The organism is Cupriavidus sp. 21MJTG02-4 (assembly GCF_057798975.1).
Genome location: NZ_JBYOJP010000006.1, coordinates 167,523 through 186,069 on the forward strand (window position 1 = coordinate 167,523; position 18,547 = coordinate 186,069).

General features: G+C 66.7%; 16 protein-coding genes. 6 read left to right on the plus strand and 10 right to left on the minus strand.

All coding sequences use genetic code 11. The annotated features are described in order from the left end of the window. Window positions 1-152: 152 nt before the first annotated feature. Window positions 153-2,447, plus strand: a complete 2,295-nt coding sequence (locus tag AC3FKH_RS14500) for a patatin-like phospholipase family protein (RefSeq protein WP_488676533.1) — start codon at window positions 153-155, stop codon at window positions 2,445-2,447. Window positions 2,448-2,638: 191 nt separating this feature from the next. On the opposite strand, the gene AC3FKH_RS14505 is transcribed toward AC3FKH_RS14500, so the two are convergent. The 10 genes from AC3FKH_RS14505 to AC3FKH_RS14550 all read right to left on the minus strand — a co-directional run bounded on the left by AC3FKH_RS14505 (window position 2,639) and on the right by AC3FKH_RS14550 (window position 11,467). Further along, window positions 2,639-3,700: a phosphotransferase gene (locus AC3FKH_RS14505; protein WP_488676535.1), complete on the minus strand. Its 1,062-nt coding sequence runs from the start codon at window positions 3,698-3,700 to the stop codon at window positions 2,639-2,641. Then, window positions 3,693-4,889, minus strand: a complete 1,197-nt coding sequence (locus AC3FKH_RS14510) for an acyl-CoA dehydrogenase family protein (RefSeq protein ID WP_488676537.1) — start codon at window positions 4,887-4,889, stop codon at window positions 3,693-3,695. The genes AC3FKH_RS14505 and AC3FKH_RS14510 overlap by 8 nt, the downstream gene beginning before the upstream one ends. Before the next feature lie 22 nt (window positions 4,890-4,911). Beyond that, window positions 4,912-5,703 carry an SDR family NAD(P)-dependent oxidoreductase gene (locus AC3FKH_RS14515; protein WP_488676539.1) on the minus strand — a complete coding sequence of 264 codons (792 nt, stop codon included), beginning with the start codon at window positions 5,701-5,703 and terminating at the stop codon, window positions 4,912-4,914. 42 nt (window positions 5,704-5,745) lie between these two features. Beyond that, window positions 5,746-7,212: an NAD(P)(+) transhydrogenase (Re/Si-specific) subunit beta gene (locus AC3FKH_RS14520; protein WP_488676541.1), complete on the minus strand. Its 1,467-nt coding sequence runs from the start codon at window positions 7,210-7,212 to the stop codon at window positions 5,746-5,748. Next, on the minus strand, window positions 7,209-7,568 hold the full coding sequence (locus tag AC3FKH_RS14525) for an NAD(P) transhydrogenase subunit alpha part 2 (protein ID WP_011295852.1): 360 nt from the start codon (window positions 7,566-7,568) through the stop codon (window positions 7,209-7,211). Before AC3FKH_RS14525 ends, AC3FKH_RS14520 begins: the two co-directional genes overlap by 4 nt. Before the next feature lie 10 nt (window positions 7,569-7,578). Beyond that, on the minus strand, window positions 7,579-8,697 hold the full coding sequence (locus AC3FKH_RS14530; RefSeq protein ID WP_488676544.1) for a Re/Si-specific NAD(P)(+) transhydrogenase subunit alpha: 1,119 nt from the start codon (window positions 8,695-8,697) through the stop codon (window positions 7,579-7,581). A 99-nt stretch (window positions 8,698-8,796) separates the two neighbouring features. Beyond that, on the minus strand, window positions 8,797-9,591 hold the full coding sequence (locus AC3FKH_RS14535; protein WP_488676789.1) for a TauD/TfdA dioxygenase family protein: 795 nt from the start codon (window positions 9,589-9,591) through the stop codon (window positions 8,797-8,799). Between the two features lie 24 nt (window positions 9,592-9,615). Then, on the minus strand, window positions 9,616-10,587 hold the full coding sequence (locus tag AC3FKH_RS14540; RefSeq protein WP_488676546.1) for a zinc-binding dehydrogenase: 972 nt from the start codon (window positions 10,585-10,587) through the stop codon (window positions 9,616-9,618). Window positions 10,588-10,650: 63 nt separating this feature from the next. Continuing rightward, a complete protein-coding gene (locus AC3FKH_RS14545) occupies window positions 10,651-11,016 on the minus strand; it encodes a hypothetical protein (RefSeq protein WP_488676548.1) in 366 nt (121 codons plus the stop codon). Next, entirely contained in the window at window positions 11,006-11,467 is a 462-nt protein-coding gene (locus AC3FKH_RS14550) for a hypothetical protein (RefSeq protein WP_488676550.1), read from the minus strand. The genes AC3FKH_RS14545 and AC3FKH_RS14550 overlap by 11 nt, the downstream gene beginning before the upstream one ends. A 207-nt stretch (window positions 11,468-11,674) precedes the next feature. On the opposite strand from AC3FKH_RS14550, the gene AC3FKH_RS14555 reads away from it, so the two are divergent. The 5 genes from AC3FKH_RS14555 (at window position 11,675) to AC3FKH_RS14575 (ending at window position 18,536) form a co-directional block, all read left to right on the plus strand. Then, the gene (locus AC3FKH_RS14555) at window positions 11,675-11,965 is read left to right on the plus strand and encodes a UxaA family hydrolase (protein ID WP_483712884.1); all 291 of its coding nucleotides are present in this window, start codon (window positions 11,675-11,677) and stop codon (window positions 11,963-11,965) included. A 5-nt stretch (window positions 11,966-11,970) separates the two neighbouring features. Then, entirely contained in the window at window positions 11,971-13,125 is a 1,155-nt protein-coding gene (locus tag AC3FKH_RS14560) for a UxaA family hydrolase (RefSeq protein ID WP_488676551.1), read from the plus strand. Between the two features lie 6 nt (window positions 13,126-13,131). Continuing rightward, entirely contained in the window at window positions 13,132-13,836 is a 705-nt protein-coding gene (locus AC3FKH_RS14565) for a GntR family transcriptional regulator (protein WP_488676553.1), read from the plus strand. Then, window positions 13,833-14,867 (plus strand): Ldh family oxidoreductase, encoded by a 1,035-nt coding sequence (locus AC3FKH_RS14570; protein ID WP_488676555.1) that lies wholly within the window; start codon window positions 13,833-13,835, stop codon window positions 14,865-14,867. Before AC3FKH_RS14565 ends, AC3FKH_RS14570 begins: the two co-directional genes overlap by 4 nt. A 99-nt stretch (window positions 14,868-14,966) precedes the next feature. Further along, on the plus strand, window positions 14,967-18,536 hold the full coding sequence (locus AC3FKH_RS14575) for an indolepyruvate ferredoxin oxidoreductase family protein (RefSeq protein ID WP_488676557.1): 3,570 nt from the start codon (window positions 14,967-14,969) through the stop codon (window positions 18,534-18,536). Window positions 18,537-18,547: the final 11 nt, after the last annotated feature.

An 18,547-nucleotide genomic window follows, 5' to 3' on the forward strand; every position in this document is an offset into this window, starting at 1 on the left:
GCTTCCGCGGGCCATGATGAATTGTTTCGACGGCGGGCTCAGTGCCGCCGGCTTTGCGCCAAGATACCTTCAAGCATCGCCGGCCCGTCAGCGTCACCCTTCCCTGGCCGGGCGACCCGAGCCATAACTCCCGGCGCCTGCGGACCTGTCCCATGAACGTTGCGACGCGATCCCTGTTGGCTGCGCTGCCCGCTGCCGCACTGCTGCTGGGGCTGGGCAATGCCTGCGCGGCCGAGGCCGCGGGCGAGCCAACGCCCGCGCCAGGCCCCGCGCCCGCCGTCACGCCGCCGTCGCCGCCCGGGGTGCCGGCCCCGGGCCTGGGCCGCCCGCGCATCTGCCTGGTGCTGTCGGGGGGCGGAGCGCGCGGCGCGGCGCATATCGGCGTGCTCAAGGTGCTGGAAGCGATGCGCGTGCCGGTCGATTGCATCGCCGGCACCAGCATGGGCTCGCTGGTCGGCGGCGCCTATGCAAGCGGCATGTCGCCGGCCGACATGGAAAAGCTCGTGGGCGGCCTGACGACCGCGAAGATCTTCAAGGAACGCCCGCCGCGCCAGGACCTGACGGTGCGCCGCAAGCTCGACGACTACACCAACCTGTTCACGCCCGAGATCGGCCTCAAGGACGGGAAGATCCAGTTGCCCAAGGGCGCGGTCTCGGGCGTGCAGCTGGAAACGGTGCTGCGCCAGCTGGCCCAGGTGCCGGGCTACCGCGATTTCGACAAGTTGCCGATTCCCTACCGGGCCGTGGCCACCGACCTGGTCGCGGGAACGCCGGTCGTGTTCAGCGACGGCGAACTTGCGCAGGTGATGCGCGCCAGCATGTCCGTGCCGGGCGCGGTCGCGCCGGCCGAGTACGAGGGGCGCCTGCTGGTCGACGGCGGACTCACGGACAACCTGCCGGTGGACGTGGCGCGGACGATGGGCGCCGACATCGTGATCGCCGTGAACCTGGGCACGCCGCTGATGCGGCGCGACGAGCTCAACTCGATCCTCGGCGTGACGGGGCAGATGCTCAACATCCTGACCGAGCAGAATGTGCGCAGCTCGCTGGCCTTGCTCAAGCCCACCGATGTGCTGATCCTGCCGGAGCTGGGCGATTTCTCGGCCAGCGATTTCGACCACCTGACCGACACCATCCCCATCGGTGAAGCCGCCGCGCGCAAGGTGGCGGACCGCCTCGCGCCGCTGGCGCTGCCGCCGGAGCAGTACGCGGCACTGCGCACGCGCCAGCAGAACCTGGCGCCGCCGGACCTGCGGCCTGTCGATGAAATCCGCTTTGCGCCGATGGAACGGGTCAATCCCGCCTTTGCCGCGGCGGCGATGGAAACCAAGCCGGGGCAGCCGATCGACCAGGCGCAGCTCGACCTCGACATGCGGCACCTGTTCGGGACCGGCGACTTTGAACATGTGAACTATGGCTTCCTGGAAGAGCCGGGCCGGCACATCATGACCGTCGATGCCGTGGAGAAGTCCTACGGGCCGAACTACCTGCGCTTCGGCCTGGGCCTGAACACGGACTTCCGCGGCGATGCGTACTTCAACCTCGTCGCCAGCCACCGGCGCACGTGGCTCAACTCGCTAGGCGCCGAATGGCGCAATGACGTGCAGGTCGGCCAGACCTCCGCGCTGCACAGCGAGTTCTACCAGCCGCTGAACATCCGCCAGTTCTTCTTCGTGGCGCCGCGCATCGATATCGAACGCAGGCCCGTCAACATCTTCCAGGGCACCACGCGGATCGCGCAGTACGACGTGCGCAGCTACACCGCGTCGCTGGACTTCGGCAGCCAGTTCACCAAATACGGGGAGGCCCGCATCGGCGTCCAGGCAGGTGCCGCGGATGCCTCGCTCAGCACGGGACCGGCCCAGCTCGCGCCAGGGCCCGGGCATATCCGGATTGGCGCCATTACCGGACGGATCTTCCTGGACCAGATCGACAGTACGTCGTTCCCGCGCACGGGCTATGCGGGCTGGCTCAAGATTTTTGCTTCCCAGCCCGGTCTTGGCGCCGACCAGACCTATGTCAAGGGCACCATCGACGGCAACTACGCGATTTCATTCGGCAACAACACCTTCAACCTGGGCTTCCGGGCGGGCAGCAAGATCGGCAGCAACCCGCTGCCGCGCTACGACCTGTTCCAATGGGGCGGCTTCCTGCAGCAATCGGGCTACAGCACGGGCCAGCTGCTTGGCGAGAACCTGCAGTTCGCGCGCATCGTCTACTACAACAAGCTGGTCAAGCAAACCCTGCTGGAAGGCGTCTATGCCGGCATGTCGCTGGAAGCCGGGCACGTGGGCGGTCCGCTCGTGCCCGGCAGCCCCACGGGCATCCTGAAGTCAGGCTCGATCTTCCTTGCGCTCGACAGCCCGATCGGTCCCCTTTACCTGGCCTACGGCCGGGCGACGGCAGGCGTCTACAGCTTCTATCTGTTTCTCGGCAGACCCTATTGAAGCGACGGTTGCGTTGCTTCTTAATTGTTGCCCAACGAAACCCCACTAAAGTTGTATGTAATGTCTTAATACATAACCTATAATGTTCTTGTCGTTGAGACCCCCATCTTGACTGACAGACCCCTTCCCCATCGCCGCCGCAAGCGGCGATTTTTTTTGGGCGAGAAGCTTTTCTTGACCGCCGGCAGAGATCAGCCCACGCGTTGCGCCTGAGCCCACGCCAGGTCCGCCACGCGTGCAAAGCGCTCGCCCATGGCATGCGCCTCGGCACTGGACGCCGTGCCGCGTGCAGCGCGCCCCTTGACGCCATGCAGGATCGCCGCGAAGCGGAACATGTTGAAGGCGATATAGAAGTCGAGATCGGCAATGCCGTCACGTCCCGTGCGACGGCAATAGGCCTCAACGTAGGCCGCCTCATCGGGCAAGCCCGCCGCAGCGAGATCACGCCCCGCGATGCCGCCCAGGATATCGGGCGGCATGCGGAACATCATCGCGTGGTAGGCAAAATCGGCAAGCGGGTCGCCCAGGGTCGACAGTTCCCAATCCAGCACTGCCAGCACGCGCGGCTCGGTCGGGTGGAAGATCAGGTTGTCGGCACGGAAATCGCCATGGGTGATGGCAACATCGTCGGTAGCGGGCAGATGCCGAGGCAGCCATTCGACCAGCTTATCCATCGCCGGATGCCGGCCAGCGAGTTCGTCGTTCAGGTACTGCGCGGACCAGCGCGCCACCTGTCGGGCCACATAGCCGCCAGCCTTGCCGTAGTCGCCGAGCCCGATGGCCTGCGGGTCGATCGTATGCAGCCTGGCCAGCGTCGCATTCATGGCATCCATGTACGCGGCACGGTCGACACGTGGCACATCGGCAAAGCCGGCATCCCAGAAGATGCGTCCCTCGACCATGTCCATCACGAAGAACCAGCTGCCGATCACGGCATCATCGGTGCAGAGTCCATGGATGCGCGGCACCGGAAAACCCGCCCGCCCCAGCGCCGCCATCACGCGCGCCTCCCGTTCGACGGCATGGGCGCCCTTGAGCAGTTCGCCGGGCGGCTTGCGCCGCAGCACATAGCTGTGGCCCGGCGTGCGAAGGCGGTAGGTCGGGTTGGATTGGCCGCCCTTGAACTGGTCGATCGTCAGCGGCCCGGCATAGCCCTCGACGTGCTGCGTCATCCAGCGCTCCAGGGAGGCCTGGTCGAAACGGTGCTGCTCGCGGACCGGCACGGTGCCGGCGAAATCGTTTGCCTCAGCCATGGCGCGCCTCGCCGGTCAGGGCCGTGCGCTTGATCATCTTCGCCAGCGACCACTTGTGGACTTCGGTCGGGCCGTCGTAGATGCGGAAGGCGCGCACTTCGCGGAACACCTGCTCGACGATCGAATCGCGCGAGACGCCCATGCCACCCATGACCTGCACGCAGCGGTCCGCGACGCGGTACACGGCCTCGGACACCGCGACCTTGGCCATCGAGCTCTCCGTGGTGCCGAGCACGCCGCCATCGAGCACGCCGGCGCACCAGTCGATCATCAGCGCCGCCTGCTGCAGGTCGATCAGGTTCTCGGCCAGCATGAAGCCCACGCCCTCATGGTCGATCAGAAGCTTGCCGAAGGCCTTGCGCCGCGTCGCGTAGTCCGTGGCGATCTCGTGCGCGCGCGTGGCGCAACCATGCCAGCGCATGCAGTGCGACAGCCGCGCCGGGGACAGCCGCACCTGCGCATAGCGGAAGCCTTCATCGACCTCGCCCAGCACCTGGCTGGCCGGCACGCGCAGGTTGTCGATGACGATCAGCGCATGGCCGCCCGGCATCGAGTTGTCGATGGTGTCGAGCACGCGTTCGACGCGGATGGCGGGATCCGGCAGGTCCACCAGGAACATCGTCGAGCGGACCTTGTCGTCGCCACCCGTGCGCGCCATCACGATGCCGACCGAGGCGCCCTGCGCGCCGGTGATGAACATCTTGCGGCCATTGATGACCCAGTGGTCGCCCTGCTGCACGGCAATGGTCTGCAGCATCGACGGATCGGAACCCGCGCCGCCATCCTCGGCGGGCTCGGTCATGAAGAAGGCCGAGCGCGCCTCGCCGCTCACGAGCTTGTCGAGGAACCGCCGCTTCTGCTCCGGCGTGCCGACCTTGCCGAGCAGGTACATATTGCCTTCGTCCGGCGCCATCGTATTGACGGCCACGGGACCCAGCGGCGACAGCGCGGAGCGCTTGAGCACCGCAGCCGTCTCCAGCTGCGTCAGGTGATCGCCATCGGGCAGGATGTGCGGCGTCATGACGCCGGCTTCGCGCGCCTTGGCACGCAGTTCGCGGACCAGGTCCTCGGTGGGACCGTGGCCGGCATTGCGCGGATCGCGCTCGTAGGGCACGACGACCTTGCGCACGAAGGCCTCGACGCGCTCGGCGATGGCCTGGCTGCGCTCGGTGGGGCAGGGAGTGAACATGGGAGCTTGCCTCGAAGCGAAATTAGAGCGAATTGATGGAATGGCCGCCGTCGACGGGCAGCACCGTGCCGGTCATGAAGTCGGAGGCGTCGGAGGCCAGCAGCAGCAGCGCGCCGTCGAGCTGGCGCGGCTGCCCGAGCCGGCGCTGCGGAATGCGCCGGATCAGCGCCTGTCCGCTTTCCGTCTCGAAGAAGCTGCGGTTGATCTCGGTCTCGAAATAGCCCGGCGCCAGCGCATTGACGCGGATGCCATGGCGCGCCCACTCCAGCGCCAGCGAGCGCGTGAGGTGGATCAGGCCGGCCTTGGCTGCCGTGTACGCCGGCACCTGCTGGGCCACGCGCAAGCCGAGGATCGACGCGATGTTGATGATGCTGCCGCCCGTCTCGTGATCGCGCATCATGCGCGCGGCGCGCTGGGCGACGCGCCAGGCGCCGTTCAGGTTGGTGTCGATCACGCTCTGCCACTGCGCCTCGTCGACCTCCATGGCCGCACCCGTGGTCGCGATGCCGGCGCTGTTGACGACGATCTGCACGGGTCCGAGCTCGCGCCTGGCGCCCTCGAACGCCGCGTCGACCCAGGTGGGGTCCCTGACGTCGAGCGCCACCACGCAGCCCTCGCCGCCGTGCTTGCGCAGTTCGGCCAGCAACGCCTCGCCTTCGCCCACGCGCCGTCCGGCCAGCGCCACCTTGCAGCCCGCGCGCGACAGGGTCTTCGCGAAATGCAGGCCAAGCCCGCCGAAAGCGCCGGTGACCAGCGCCACCTTGCCCTCCAGGTCGGCAAACGGTTCCAGGCCGCGCCCATCGTGCTGCTTCATTGCCATGTCTCCTGTGTACTGTGTTATCGCTTGCAGCGCGGCTTATGCAGCCTTGACCATGTCCTCGACCACCTTCTTGGCGTCGCCGAACACCATCATGGTCTTGTCCATGTAGAACAGTTCGTTGTCCAGGCCGGCATAGCCGGCAGCCATCGAACGCTTGTTCACGATGATGGTCTTGGCCTTGTAGGCCTCCAGGATCGGCATGCCTGCGATCGGGGACTTCGGATCGGTCTTGGCCGAGGGATTCACCACGTCGTTGGCGCCGAGCACCAGCACCACGTCGGCCTGGCCGAACTCGCTGTTGATGTCTTCCATCTCGAAGACCTGGTCATACGGCACCTCGGCCTCGGCCAGCAGCACGTTCATATGGCCCGGCATGCGGCCCGCCACCGGATGGATCGCGTACTTCACGGTCACGCCCTTCTCGGTCAGCTTCTCGGTCAGTTCCTTGAGCGCGTGCTGCGCGCGCGCCACGGCCAGGCCATAGCCCGGCACGATGATCACGGTCTCGGCGTTGCCCATCAGGAACGACGCGTCATCGGCCGAACCCGACTTCACATTGCGCTGCACCTGCGCGCCACCGGCACCGGCTGCGGCGGCATCGCTGCCGAAGCCGCCGAGGATCACGTTGAAGAACGAGCGGTTCATCGCCTTGCACATGATGTACGAGAGGATCGCACCGGACGAACCCACCAGCGAGCCGGCGATGATCAGCATCGGATTGTTCAGCGAGAAGCCGATGCCCGCTGCCGCCCAGCCCGAGTACGAGTTCAGCATCGACACCACCACCGGCATGTCGGCGCCGCCGATCGGGATGATGATCAGCACGCCGAGCACGAAGGCAATGGCCAGCATCACCAGGAACGGCATCCAGTCTTGCGTCATGAAGAACGCAATGCCGAAGCCGACCATCGCGACGGCCAGTGCCAGGTTCAGCATGTGCTGGCCGGCGAACACCACCGGCGCGCCCTGGAACAGGCGGAACTTGTAGCGCCCGGCCAGCTTGCCGAACGCGATCACCGAACCGGAGAACGTGATGGCGCCGACAAAGCAGCCGATGAACAGCTCGATACGGTTGCCCATCGGGATCTCATGCGAGCCCGCCGCTGCGATGCCAAATGCGGCAGGTTCCGCGACGGCTGCCACGGCAATGCACACCGCCGCCATGCCGATCAGCGAGTGCATGGCGGCCACCAGTTCGGGCATCTTGGTCATCTCGACCTTCTTCGCCACGTAGGCGCCGATACCGCCGCCGACCACCAGCCCCGCGAGAATCAACGCCAGGCCCGAACCCGCGCCCGTGCCACCGTCGGCAGCAAGGAATTCGCTCTTGAGCTTGGCGATCAGCGCCACCGTAGTGAGCGCCGCCACCGCCATGCCGATCATGCCAAAGGCATTGCCCTTGCGGGCCGACGCCGGATGCGAGAGCCCCTTCAAGGCCTGGATGAAGCAGACCGACGCACCCAGGTAGAACAGCGTCACCATATTCATGGACAGGGCATTCATCGCGGCATCTCCACCAGTTCGCCGCCGGCATGCGGGGCCTTCGCGTTGCCTTCGGCTTTCACCTTGGGCGCCTTCTTGCGGAACATTTCCAGCATGCGTTGCGTGACCAGGAAGCCGCCGAACACATTGACGGCGGCCAGTGCCACCGCCAAGGTGCCCATCGTGCGGCCCACGCCGCCTTCGGTCAGGCCGGCCGCCAGCATGGCGCCGACGATGATGATGGCCGAAATGGCGTTGGTTACCGCCATCAGCGGCGTATGCAGGGCGGGCGTTACCGTCCACACCACGTGGTAGCCCACGTAGATCGCCAGCACGAAGATGATCAGGTTGATCACCGTGTGGTTCACCATTTCCATCGAACTCTCCTTAGCAGGCCAATGCCTCTTCTTCCCGCCGTGTCATCAGGCAAGCGGCGACGATGTCGTCGTCCGGGTTGAGCGTGAACTGGCCTTCCTTGTCGATGACGAGCTTGAGGAAGTCCAGCACGTTGCGCGCATAGAGCGCCGAGGCATCGGCCGCGACCATGCTGGCGAGGTTGGTGTGACCGACGAAGGTCACGCCATGGCGCTCGACCACTTCGTCTGCCACGGTCAGCGGGCAATTGCCGCCTTGCGCGGCGGCAAGGTCGACCACCACCGAGCCGGGCTTCATCTGCTGCACGGTGGTTTCCTGCAGCAGCACCGGTGCCTGGCGGCCCGGGATCAGCGCGGTGGTGATGATGATGTCGGCCTGCTTCGCGCGCTCATGCACCAGTTCTGCCTGGCGACGCATCCAGTCCGGCGGCATCGGCCGGGCATAGCCGCCCACGCCTTGCGCGATCTCGCGTTCTTCGTCGGTGATGAACGGCACGTCCAGGAACTTGCCGCCGAGCGATTCGATCTGTTCCTTCACGGCCGGGCGCACGTCCGAGGCCTCGATCACCGCGCCCAGGCGCTTGGCCGTGGCGATGGCCTGCAGCCCGGCCACGCCGGCGCCGAGGATCAGCACGCGCGCCGCCTTGACGGTGCCCGCGGCGGTCATCAGCATCGGCATGAACCGTTGATAGTGGTGCGCGGCCACCAGCACGGCCTTGTAGCCGGCGATATTGGCCTGCGAGGAGAGCACGTCCATGCTCTGCGCGCGCGTGGTGCGCGGCGCGGCTTCGAGCGCGAACGCGGTAATGCCGGCGGCGGCCATGCGCGCCTTGTTTTCGGCATCGAACGGATTGAGCATGCCGACCAGCACCGCGCCCGGCTTCATGTGGGCCAGCTCGGTGATCTCGGGTGCGCGCACCTTCAGCACCAGTTGCGCGCCAAGCGCCTCGACCGCGCTGCCGATGCGCGCGCCCGCAGCCTCATAGGCGGCGTCCGGCTGGCTGGCCCGCACGCCGGCGCCCGCCTGCACCACGACCTGATGGCCCTGTGCGACGTATTTCTTGACCGTCTCCGGCGTGGCGGCGACGCGCGCCTCCCCCGCCCGAGTCTCAGTCGGAATTCCTATCTGCATGCTTCACTCCTGTGGTCCGCGCCGTCCTGCGTGGGGCAGTGCGCCGGGCCACGCCACCGGCCAACAGCGGCCGGGGCGGTGCCGGTTTGGTGGTGCCGCTTAGCGGGGCACGTCGCCTTCGAGCGTCACGCGGTTGAGCACGCGCTCGGCATTGCCGTAGTCATGCACGGCGTAGTGCATGGTGTTGCGGTTGTCCCACATCACTACATCGCCTTCCTGCCACATGTGGCGGTACACGTTGTCCGGCGTGGTGGAGTGCTCGTAGAGGAAGTCGAGCAGCGGGCGGCTTTCCGCCTCGGTCATGCCTTCGATGCACAGCGCGGTATCCGGGTGGCCGACATACAGCGCCTTGCGGCCGGTTTCCGGATGCGTGCGCACGATCGGATGCACCGCCGTCGGCACCTTGTCGGAGCCGGTCATCTTCGCGAGGCGGCCACCGCTGAACGTGGCGCGCAGGCCTTCAATCAGGCGCTTCAGCGTCGGCGACAGCCGGTCGTACGACAGATACTGGTTGCACCACATGGTGTCGCCACCCACCGGGATGGTGACGGCCGACAGGATGGAGATCTTCGGCGGCACGGCGGTGTAGATCGAATCCGAATGCCACGCTTCGGTAGATGCGGTTTCCTTCGGGATCTTGGTGACCTGGAACAGTTCCGGAAACTCCGCCAGGCCCTTCAGCAGCGGGTTGCCCTGCACCGGCGTGCCCCACAGGCGCGCGAACGCCACCTGCGCCGCCGGCTGCAGGAACTGGCCGCGGAACACCAGCATGCCGTGCTCCAGGAAGGCCTGGTGCAGGACCTGGAAGGTGGCGTCGTTGATCGGGTCGTTCAGGTTCACCCCGGTGATCGCGGCGCCTACGGAGCCGGTCAGCGGCTTGATTTCGATAGTCATCATGTCTCCTCGTTTGTCGATGGCTCAGTCGACCAACAGCACGATCTTGCCGACGTGCTGGTCCTGCTTCATGTATTCGTGGGCGGCGCCGATGTCGGTCATGGCAAAGGTGCGGTCGATCGGCAACCGCACGCGGCCGGCGCGCAGGAACGGCAGCATGTCGCGCGCGCACGCCTGGATGCATTCCAGCCGCTCCTGCTCGGTGCGGGTACGGAAGGTCACGCCGATCAGCTGCAGGCGCTTGAGCCACAGCAGCGACAGGTCGATCTGCGCCGTGGCCGAACCGAGCCGCGCGATATTCACGAAGCGTCCCTTGACCGCCAGGCTCTTCATATTGGCCTCGAACACCGGGCCGCCGACCGTGTCGATGATGACGTCGACGCCCTTGTTGCCGGTGGCCGCCATGACGGCTTCGACCTGGTCGTCCTTCGAAGCATCGATGCCGACGTCCACCCCGTACTGGCTGATCTTGTCCAGCTTGGCCGCCGACCGCGACGTGGCGATCACAGGCTTGGCGCCCATGAGCGCGGCAATCTGGATCGCGGCCAGCGCGACGCCGCCCGAGGCGCCGTTGATCAGCACCGACTCGCCGGCCTTGAGCTGCCCGTTGACCACCAGCGCGTCGTGCGCGGTGATGAAGACATTGGGGAATGCCGCGGCGTCGATCCACGACATGCCGTCCGGCACCGCGATCAGCGCCATCGGGTCGGCAATCACGAATTCGGCCTGGCAACCTTTGCCGTGCCCCATGACCCGGTCGCCCTTGCGCCAGCCATGCACGCCTTCCCCAACCTCGGCCACCTCGCCCGCGAACTCGACGCCGGTGGTGATGGTGTTGCCGGTGCGCAGCTCTTTCGCCTGGTTGATTTCCCCGCGGTTCAGGCCCGATGCGCGGACCCTCACCAGCACCTGTCCCGCCGCCACGACGGGTACGGGAATATCCTGCACTTCGACCTTGCCGCCCTCCGGGCCCGGTACTACGCGGACTGCCTTCACTGTTCGCTCCTTGTCTGACTCTGTCGTTGTCTTTGAATCTGTCTGCGGCTCAAACGTTACCGTTCACGTTGCGCCGAGCGCCGCGGCGCGGATCAGCGAAAGCAGCGTCAGCGCGCGTTCGGCCGCGGCCTCGCCGCCGGCATGATTGCCCCGCACGAACGGCGCGCGGCTGTCTTCTATCGCGGCCAGCGCGGCGAGCGGCTTTTCCGCCGCCACGGCAAGCCGCCGGAATTCATTCACCGTCAGCAGATAGCTGTGGAACACGTCCTGCGTCGACGGCGTGGCGGCACACTTGTGCAGCAGGACATTCAGCCAGTGCGTGCCAGCCAGCATCGCGGCTTCGATCGTCATCTCGTAGTCCGTGGCCTGGCACTTCTGCATCGACGCCTCGATGCGGCGCGCAATCGCCATGTGCGCTTCAATGTCCATGCGCGGCTCCTTCCATGCGGCGGTTCAGCACGCCCAGGCATCGTTGCAGCGCCGCGTCGCAGCTCTGTGCAATCGCCTGCGTCGGCGCCAGGCCTTCCCGCAGGCACGGATCGCGGTAGTGCTCGATCCGCTCCATGTCTTCCATCATCGCCGCGATATCGGCGGGCACTGGCGCTTCGACCTTCGGACGGCCGACATGCAGCACGTCCCCCAACGGGCGGAAGGCCGCCTTCAGGTTGCCGTCCGGCTGCGGCACCAGATAGACCCCGGGCTGCGTCGCGAACATCTCGTCGTCGAGCGTGATGCCGGCGTGGTGCAGTGCTGCATTGACCGCATGCGTGCCCGCGGTCATGCCTGCCCAGAACCACAGTTCGAAATCCTCGAGCGGATCCAGGCGTTCACGCAGCGCCTGGAGCTTCGCAATTTTCACGAGGTGTGATGCCACCTTCATGCCTGTCCTCTTGTGTTGGGAGCGGGTGCCGCATCCGGGCGGCGCCGTTGTTATGACGATAGACATGCGCATGGACGATGTCAACAACTTCTATATAGGACTTACACTGAGGAGTAGTGGTTTTCTCGGGGATGACCTTGTTTCTTCTTGACTAATGCCATGTCGATTCTCTACATTGCATCTCAACACCTATACAGGAGTTGATCAATGCCCCGAGCCATCGTACTGAACCCGGCCGACAACGTGGCCACCTTGCTGGACGCCGGCCATGCCGGCGACGCCTGCGCCCTGGAAGGCGAACGAACCGGGAAGCTGGTCCTGCTGCAGGACGTTCCGTTCGGCCACAAGGTGTGCGTCACCGAGACCACGGCAGGCCAGGACATCCTGAAGTACGGCCAGATCATCGGCCGCGCCAGCCACGCGATCCGTGCCGGCGAACACATGCACGTTCACAACATCGAGTCGGCGCGTGCGCGCGGCGACCTGCACAAGGGCTAACACAGATGGCAACCACCTTTCTCGGTTACCCGCGCGAAAACGGCGCGGTCGGCGTGCGCAACTGGGTCGCCGTCGTCTCGGTCATGGACAACTGCAACCCCGTGACGCGCACCATTGCGCGCACCGTGGGCGGCTGCATCCCGGTCACGACGCTGTTCGTGCGCGGCCAGTTCGGCGCCGACCTGGATTTCGCCTTCGAATCGCTGGCGGGACTGGGCCGCAACCCCAACATTGCGTCGGTGCTGCTGGTGGGCCTGGAGCCGTCTTCCACCGAGGAAGTCGCGCGACGCATCAAGGCCAGCGGCAAACCCGTGGAACAAGTGCATTTGCAGCCCAACGGCACCGTCGATTGCATTGCCGAAGGCACGCGCAAGGCCACGCGGCTGTCCCTGCAGGCATCGCGCGCACGGCGCGTGCCGTGCCCGGTATCGTCGCTGGTGCTCGGCGTCGAATGCGGCGGATCGGATACCACCTCGGGCCTGAGCTGCAACCCGGTGATCGGCCGCATGGCTGATCTCGTGATCGCGGAAGGCGGCACGGTCATCATCTCCGAGACCTCCGAGTTCATCGGCGCCGATCACCTGTTTGCCGACCGGGCCACCGACGCTCGCGTGCGCGAGGCCTTTGTCACCGCCGTGCGCAATATGGAAAACCTGGCGATTTCGCGCGGCGTCGACATGCGCGAGGACCAGCCTTCGCCCGACAACAAGCGCGGCGGCCTGACCACGGTCGAGGAAAAAGCGCTCGGCGCCCTGGCCAAGGCGGGCACCACGCCGCTGGTGGGCGTCCTGCGCTATGGCGAGGCACCGCAGAAGAAGGGCCTGCATTTCATGGACGCCCCGGCCGCGGCAGTGGAAAATCTGACTGCGCTTGCCGCCGGCGGGTGCCAGCTCACGTTCTTCGGCACCGGAGTGGGCAACCCGATCGGCAGCATGGTGGCACCGACCGTCAAGGTATGCGGCAACGTCAATACGCTGCAGACCATGGCCGACAACATAGATTTCGACGTCAGCGGGATCCTTCAGCACGGAGAAAAAATCTCCGATCTCGGCGATCAGCTCTATGCCTATGCGATGGACGTCGCATCCGGCACGCAGCTGACCAGCGAGGTGCTCGATATCCGGGAGACCGCGATCAGTCGATTCGCACTGAGCCTCTGAGCAACCATGACCAAACTCAACAGCGTCTCCGACGCGATCATCCGCTCCATCGAATCCGGCGCCCTGCGCGAGGGCGACCGCCTGCCTTCGGAAGGCGAGCTGGCCGCGATCCATGGCGTGAGCGTCGGCACGATCCAGAAGGCGCTGATCCGTTTGACGCACTCGGGACTGATCACGCGCGAGCAGGGACGCGGCACCTTCGTGTCCGGCACGCGCGTGGCGCCCGCCGATGTCCGCTACCTGCGCTTTCGCGATGAAGACGGCAACGAGCTGCCGTCCTACGTCCATGCGCGTTCGGTCAAGCGCATCAAGCGCAAGGGCCCGTGGGCGGACTTCCTCGAAGGCGACGGCTACGTGCGCATCGAGCGCGTGATCAATGTCGGCGGCCGCTTCGACCTGTACAGCGAGTTCTGGCTGCGCGAGGAAGACTTCGCGCAACTGGGCGGCCTGGACCGCGAGGCGCTGGAGAAGAACCTGCGCGAACTGATCGGCCAGCGCCTGTCGCTGCCGACGCTGCGCGTGGACCAGTGGATCCGCTTCGGCCCGCCGCCGGCCATCGCCGCACGCGAGCTGGGGCTCGACGCCGAAGCGCCTGCCTTCATCATGGAAATGCGCGGCTACACGCTGCGCGACCAGCCGCTGTATTACCAGTCGGTCTATGCCGCCCCGTTCACCGAGCGGCTGATGATCGTACGGGAGAAATCTTCATGACCACACGCTGGACCGCCCTAAACCTGGAGCGCTGGACGTCTGCCGTATTCGAATCGTGCGGCGTGGCGCCCAAACATGCCGTCGAGGCCGCCACCGCGCTCGTGCGCAGCGAACTGCGCGGCTACAAGACGCATGGCATGACGCGCGTGCCGTCCTATGTCGATCGCCTGCGCGCCGGTGACTTCAACCCGCGCGCCAATATGTCGCACCGCACGTTCCCCGGCGGCATCGTGCTGGACGCCGATGGGGCCATGGGCCAGGTCGCCGGGCCGCACGCCGTGCAACTGGGCCTCGAAGCGCTGGAATCGAGTGCCAGCGTACTGGTTGCCGTGCAGTCGTGCGGCCACCTGGGCGCACTGGGCATCCACGCGTTGCTCGCGGCCGAAGCCGGTGCATTCTGCATCGTCGGACAGCGCACGCCGCCCGTGCTCGGCATGGAAGGCTTTGCCCGTCCCGCCATCGGCCACAACCCCATCGCCTTCGGCTGCCCGTTGCCGGGCCACGCGCCGATCGTGTTCGACGTGGCCTGCAGCGTTGCCGCGCGCGGCCACATCCTGCTCGCCGCGCGGGAAGGCAAAGCCATTCCCGAGGGCTGGGCGCTCGATGCGGACGGCGAACCGACCACCGATGCAGAGCGCGCGCTGAAGGGCTCGCTGTTGCCGACCGGCGGCCACAAGGGCATCGGCATCGCCATGATGGTCGAGTGCCTGGCCGGCGCGCTGTCGGCTACCGCGGACTCGCTTGACCCCGAGCGCAACAGCGTCGGCAGCGGCGGCGCGGTCGGACGCCAGGGCGGCTTTGTGTGGCTGGTGCGGCCCGAGGCATTTTCCGGCCGGGAGCTGTTTGCCGACTACATGGCGCAGTGGACCGGCAACTATCTCGCAGCCGGCGGCACCGACGCCAGGCTCCCCGGCCAGCGCGGCGACAAGCTCGAACGCGAGGGCCGCGAGCGCGGCATTGCACTGCCCGAAGCCATCGCCCGCGAGCTGGGCGAACTTGGCCGGACCTTAGCCATCCCGTTCCCGGCGTAGCCGGATCTTCGGCGACATCAACGCGACATCAACGATATCCGGGCTACCGGCAGACGCTGGCCGCCCCTACCCCACCAACACACAGGCTGAATCCGTCCCATGAACGCCCCAATACTCCCCGACGAAGCCCGGAAGGCCATGGAGGCCGTGTCGATCGACGACAAATACGCGCTCGAATCCGGCCGCGCCTTCATGAGCGGCGTGCAGGCCCTGGTGCGCCTGCCGTTGCTGCAGCGCCGGCGCGATGCGCTGGCGGGCCACAACACCGCGGCATTCATTTCCGGCTACCGCGGATCGCCGCTCGGCACCTATGACCAGGCCATGTGGCAGGCCAAGAAGTACCTGGCCGACAACCACGTGGTGTTCAAGCCCGGCGTCAACGAGGAACTCGGCGTGACCGCCGTGTGGGGTTCCCAGCAGCTCGACTTCGACGCGGACAGCAAGAAGTACGACGGCGTGTTCGGCATCTGGTACGGCAAGGGCCCCGGCGTCGACCGCAGCGGCGATGCGCTCAAGCACGCCAACCTGGCCGGCACGTCGCGCCTGGGCGGCGTGATCGCGCTGGCCGGCGACGACCACGTGTCCAAGAGCAGCACGCTGGCGCATCAGAGCGACCACACGCTGATCGCCTGCGGCCTGCCGGTGTTCTTCCCGTCGAATGTGCAGGACATCCTCGACCTGGGCGTGCATGCGTTCGCCATGAGCCGCTTCAGTGGCCTGTGGGCCGGCATGAAGACCGTGCAGGAAGTGGTGGAATCGGGCGCGTCGGTGATCACCGACTCGGACCGCGCGCGCATCATCCTGCCGGAAGACTTCGCCATGCCCGAGGGCGGCCTGCATATCCGCTGGCCCGACGATCCTCTGGCGGCCGAAGCGCGCATGATGGAATTCAAGTGGCCGGCGGCACTCGCCTATGTACGCGCCAACCGCCTGAACCGCAACGTGGTCGAAGGCCCGAACGACCGCCTTGGCATCATCGCCAGCGGCAAGGCCTATAGCGACACGCGCCAGGCCCTGCTCGACCTGGGGCTCGATGACGCGACCTGCCGCGCGATGGGCGTGCGGGTCCACAAGGTCAGCGTGGTATGGCCGCTTGAGCCCGACAGCGTGCGCGACTTTGCTCGCGGGCTGCGCGAAGTGCTGGTGGTCGAAGAAAAGCGCCCGCTGATCGAACAGCAACTGAAGGACGAGCTTTATCACTATTCCGCCGAAGCACGCCCGGCCGTGTTCGGCAAGTACCACCACACCGACGGCGCCGGTGGCGAATGGAGCCACCGCAAGCCGGCCGAGGACTGGCTGCTGCGCGCCAAGGCCGACCTGTCGCCGGCACTGGTCGCCAAGGCCATCGCGCAGCGCCTCAAGGCATTGGGCGTGCCCGCCGACGTGGCCGCGCGCATGGATGTGCGCCTGCAGGAAATCGAGGCCAAGGAGCGCGCCACCGCCCAGGGCGATTCGCGCGCCGCCGACCGCTTGCCGTGGTTCTGCCCGGGCTGCCCGCACAACACCAGCACCAAGGTTCCGGAAGGCTCCGTCGCCACGGCCGGCATCGGCTGCCATGGCATGGTGGTCTGGATGGACCGCTCCACCACGTCGTGGTCGCAGATGGGCGGCGAAGGCGTCCACTGGATGGGCCAGTCGCCGTTCAGCAAGCGCCAGCACATGTTCGCCAACCTGGGCGACGGCACGTACAACCACTCCGGCCTGCTGGCGATACGCCAGTCGATCCACGCCGGCGTGAACCTGACCTACAAGATCCTGTTCAACAGCGCCGTGGCGATGACCGGTGGCCAGCCGGTGGACGGCGGCGAGCTCGATGTCCCCGCGATGTCGCGCGAGCTGCACGCCGAAGGCGTCCGCCAGATCGTGGTGGTCACGGACGAGCCGGAAAAGTACAAGGGGGTCGCCAACCTGGCCGCGGGCGTCACGGTGCGCCATCGCGATGAACTCGACGCCGTGCAGCGCGAACTGCGCGAAGCGAGCGGCGTGACCGCCATCATCTACGACCAGACCTGCGCCACCAAGAAGCGCCGCGAGCGCAAGCGCGGCACCATGCCTGATCCGGCCAAGCGTGTCGTCATCAACGAACTGGTATGCGAAGGTTGCGGCGACTGCTCGGTGGAAAGCAACTGCCTGGCCGTGCAGCCGGTGGAGACCGAGTTCGGCCGCAAGCGCAAGATCAACCAGGACACCTGCAACAAGGACTTCTCCTGCACCAAGGGCTTCTGCCCGAGCTTCGTGACCGTCGAAGGCGGCCAGTTGAAGAAGCCGTCGGCAGGCAGCAAGAAGCAGCCGGTCCCGGCCGACATCCCGATGCCCATGCTGCCCGATGCCGCCACGCCCCGGCGCATCGTCGTGGCGGGCATCGGCGGAACCGGCATCGTGACGATCGGCGGCGTGCTGGGCATGGCCGCGCACCTGGAAGGCAAGGGCGTGATCACGCAGGACGCCACCGGCATGGCGCAGATGGGTGGCTCGACCTGGAGCCACATCCAGATCGCCGCGAGCCCCGATGCCCTGCACGCCAGCCGCGTCGACATGGCGATGGCCGACCTGGTGATCGCCTGCGATACGGTAGTGGCTGCCAGCAAGGCATCGCTCGCCGCGATGTCGCCGCAGCGGACCTACGTGGTGCTCAACAGCCATGTCACGCCGACCGCCGCGTTCGTGCGCAATCCGGACTGGGATCCGCAGACCGCCGAAGCCGTGGGCCGCATTGCGCAGGCCGCCGGCAGCGACAACGTCGGTAGCTTCGATGCCGAGCAGGTCGCGAAGCAGGTCATGGGCCAGTCGATCTACGCCAACCTGATGATGCTGGGCTACGCGTGGCAGAAGGGCCGCGTGCCGCTGTCGCACGATGCACTCATGCGTGCCATCGAACTCAACGGCGTGCAGGTCGACAGCAACAAGGCCGCATTCGAATGGGGCCGGATGTGCGCGCATGACATGTCGCGCGTGCCGCTGAAGGCTGCCAACGCGCAGGTGATCCAGTTCGTGCGCAAGCCGACGCTGGACGATCTGCTGGGCCGGCACGTCGAGTTCCTCACTGTCTACCAGAACCGCGCGTACGCCGCGCAGTACGAGTCCCTGGTCGACCGCGTCAGGAAGGCCGAGACCGTCACGGGCGGGACCCGCCTCACCGAAGCCGTGGCGCGCTCGCTGTTCAAGCTGATGGCCTACAAGGACGAGTACGAGGTGGCGCGCCTGCACACCGACGCCGCGTTCCGCAAGCAGATCGAGTCGATGTTCGAAGGCGACTTCCGCCTGGTGCATCACCTGGCGCCGCCGCTGTTCGCGAAGAAGAACAAGGACGGCGAGCCGCTCAAGGCTGCCTATGGTCCCTGGGTGCGCAAGGCGTTCACGTTGCTGGCCCGCCTCAAAGGCCTGCGCGGCACTGCGTTCGACCCGTTCGGCTACACCGCCGAGCGCCGTGAAGAGCGCGCGCTGATCGCGGAGTACCGCGACTGCATCGCGGCGCTGCTGCCGAAGCTCACCGCGCAGAACGTTGAACTGGCGCTAGAGATCGCACGGCTGCCAATGGACATTCGCGGCTATGGCCACGTCAAGGCACGCAACCTCGCGGCCGCCGGTGCCCGCTGGGAACGGCTGAAGGCGCAGTGGGACGGCAGCGACGTGCGCGACGAAGAAATCAAGCCGACTGTGGCGGCCTGAACCAGACTGGT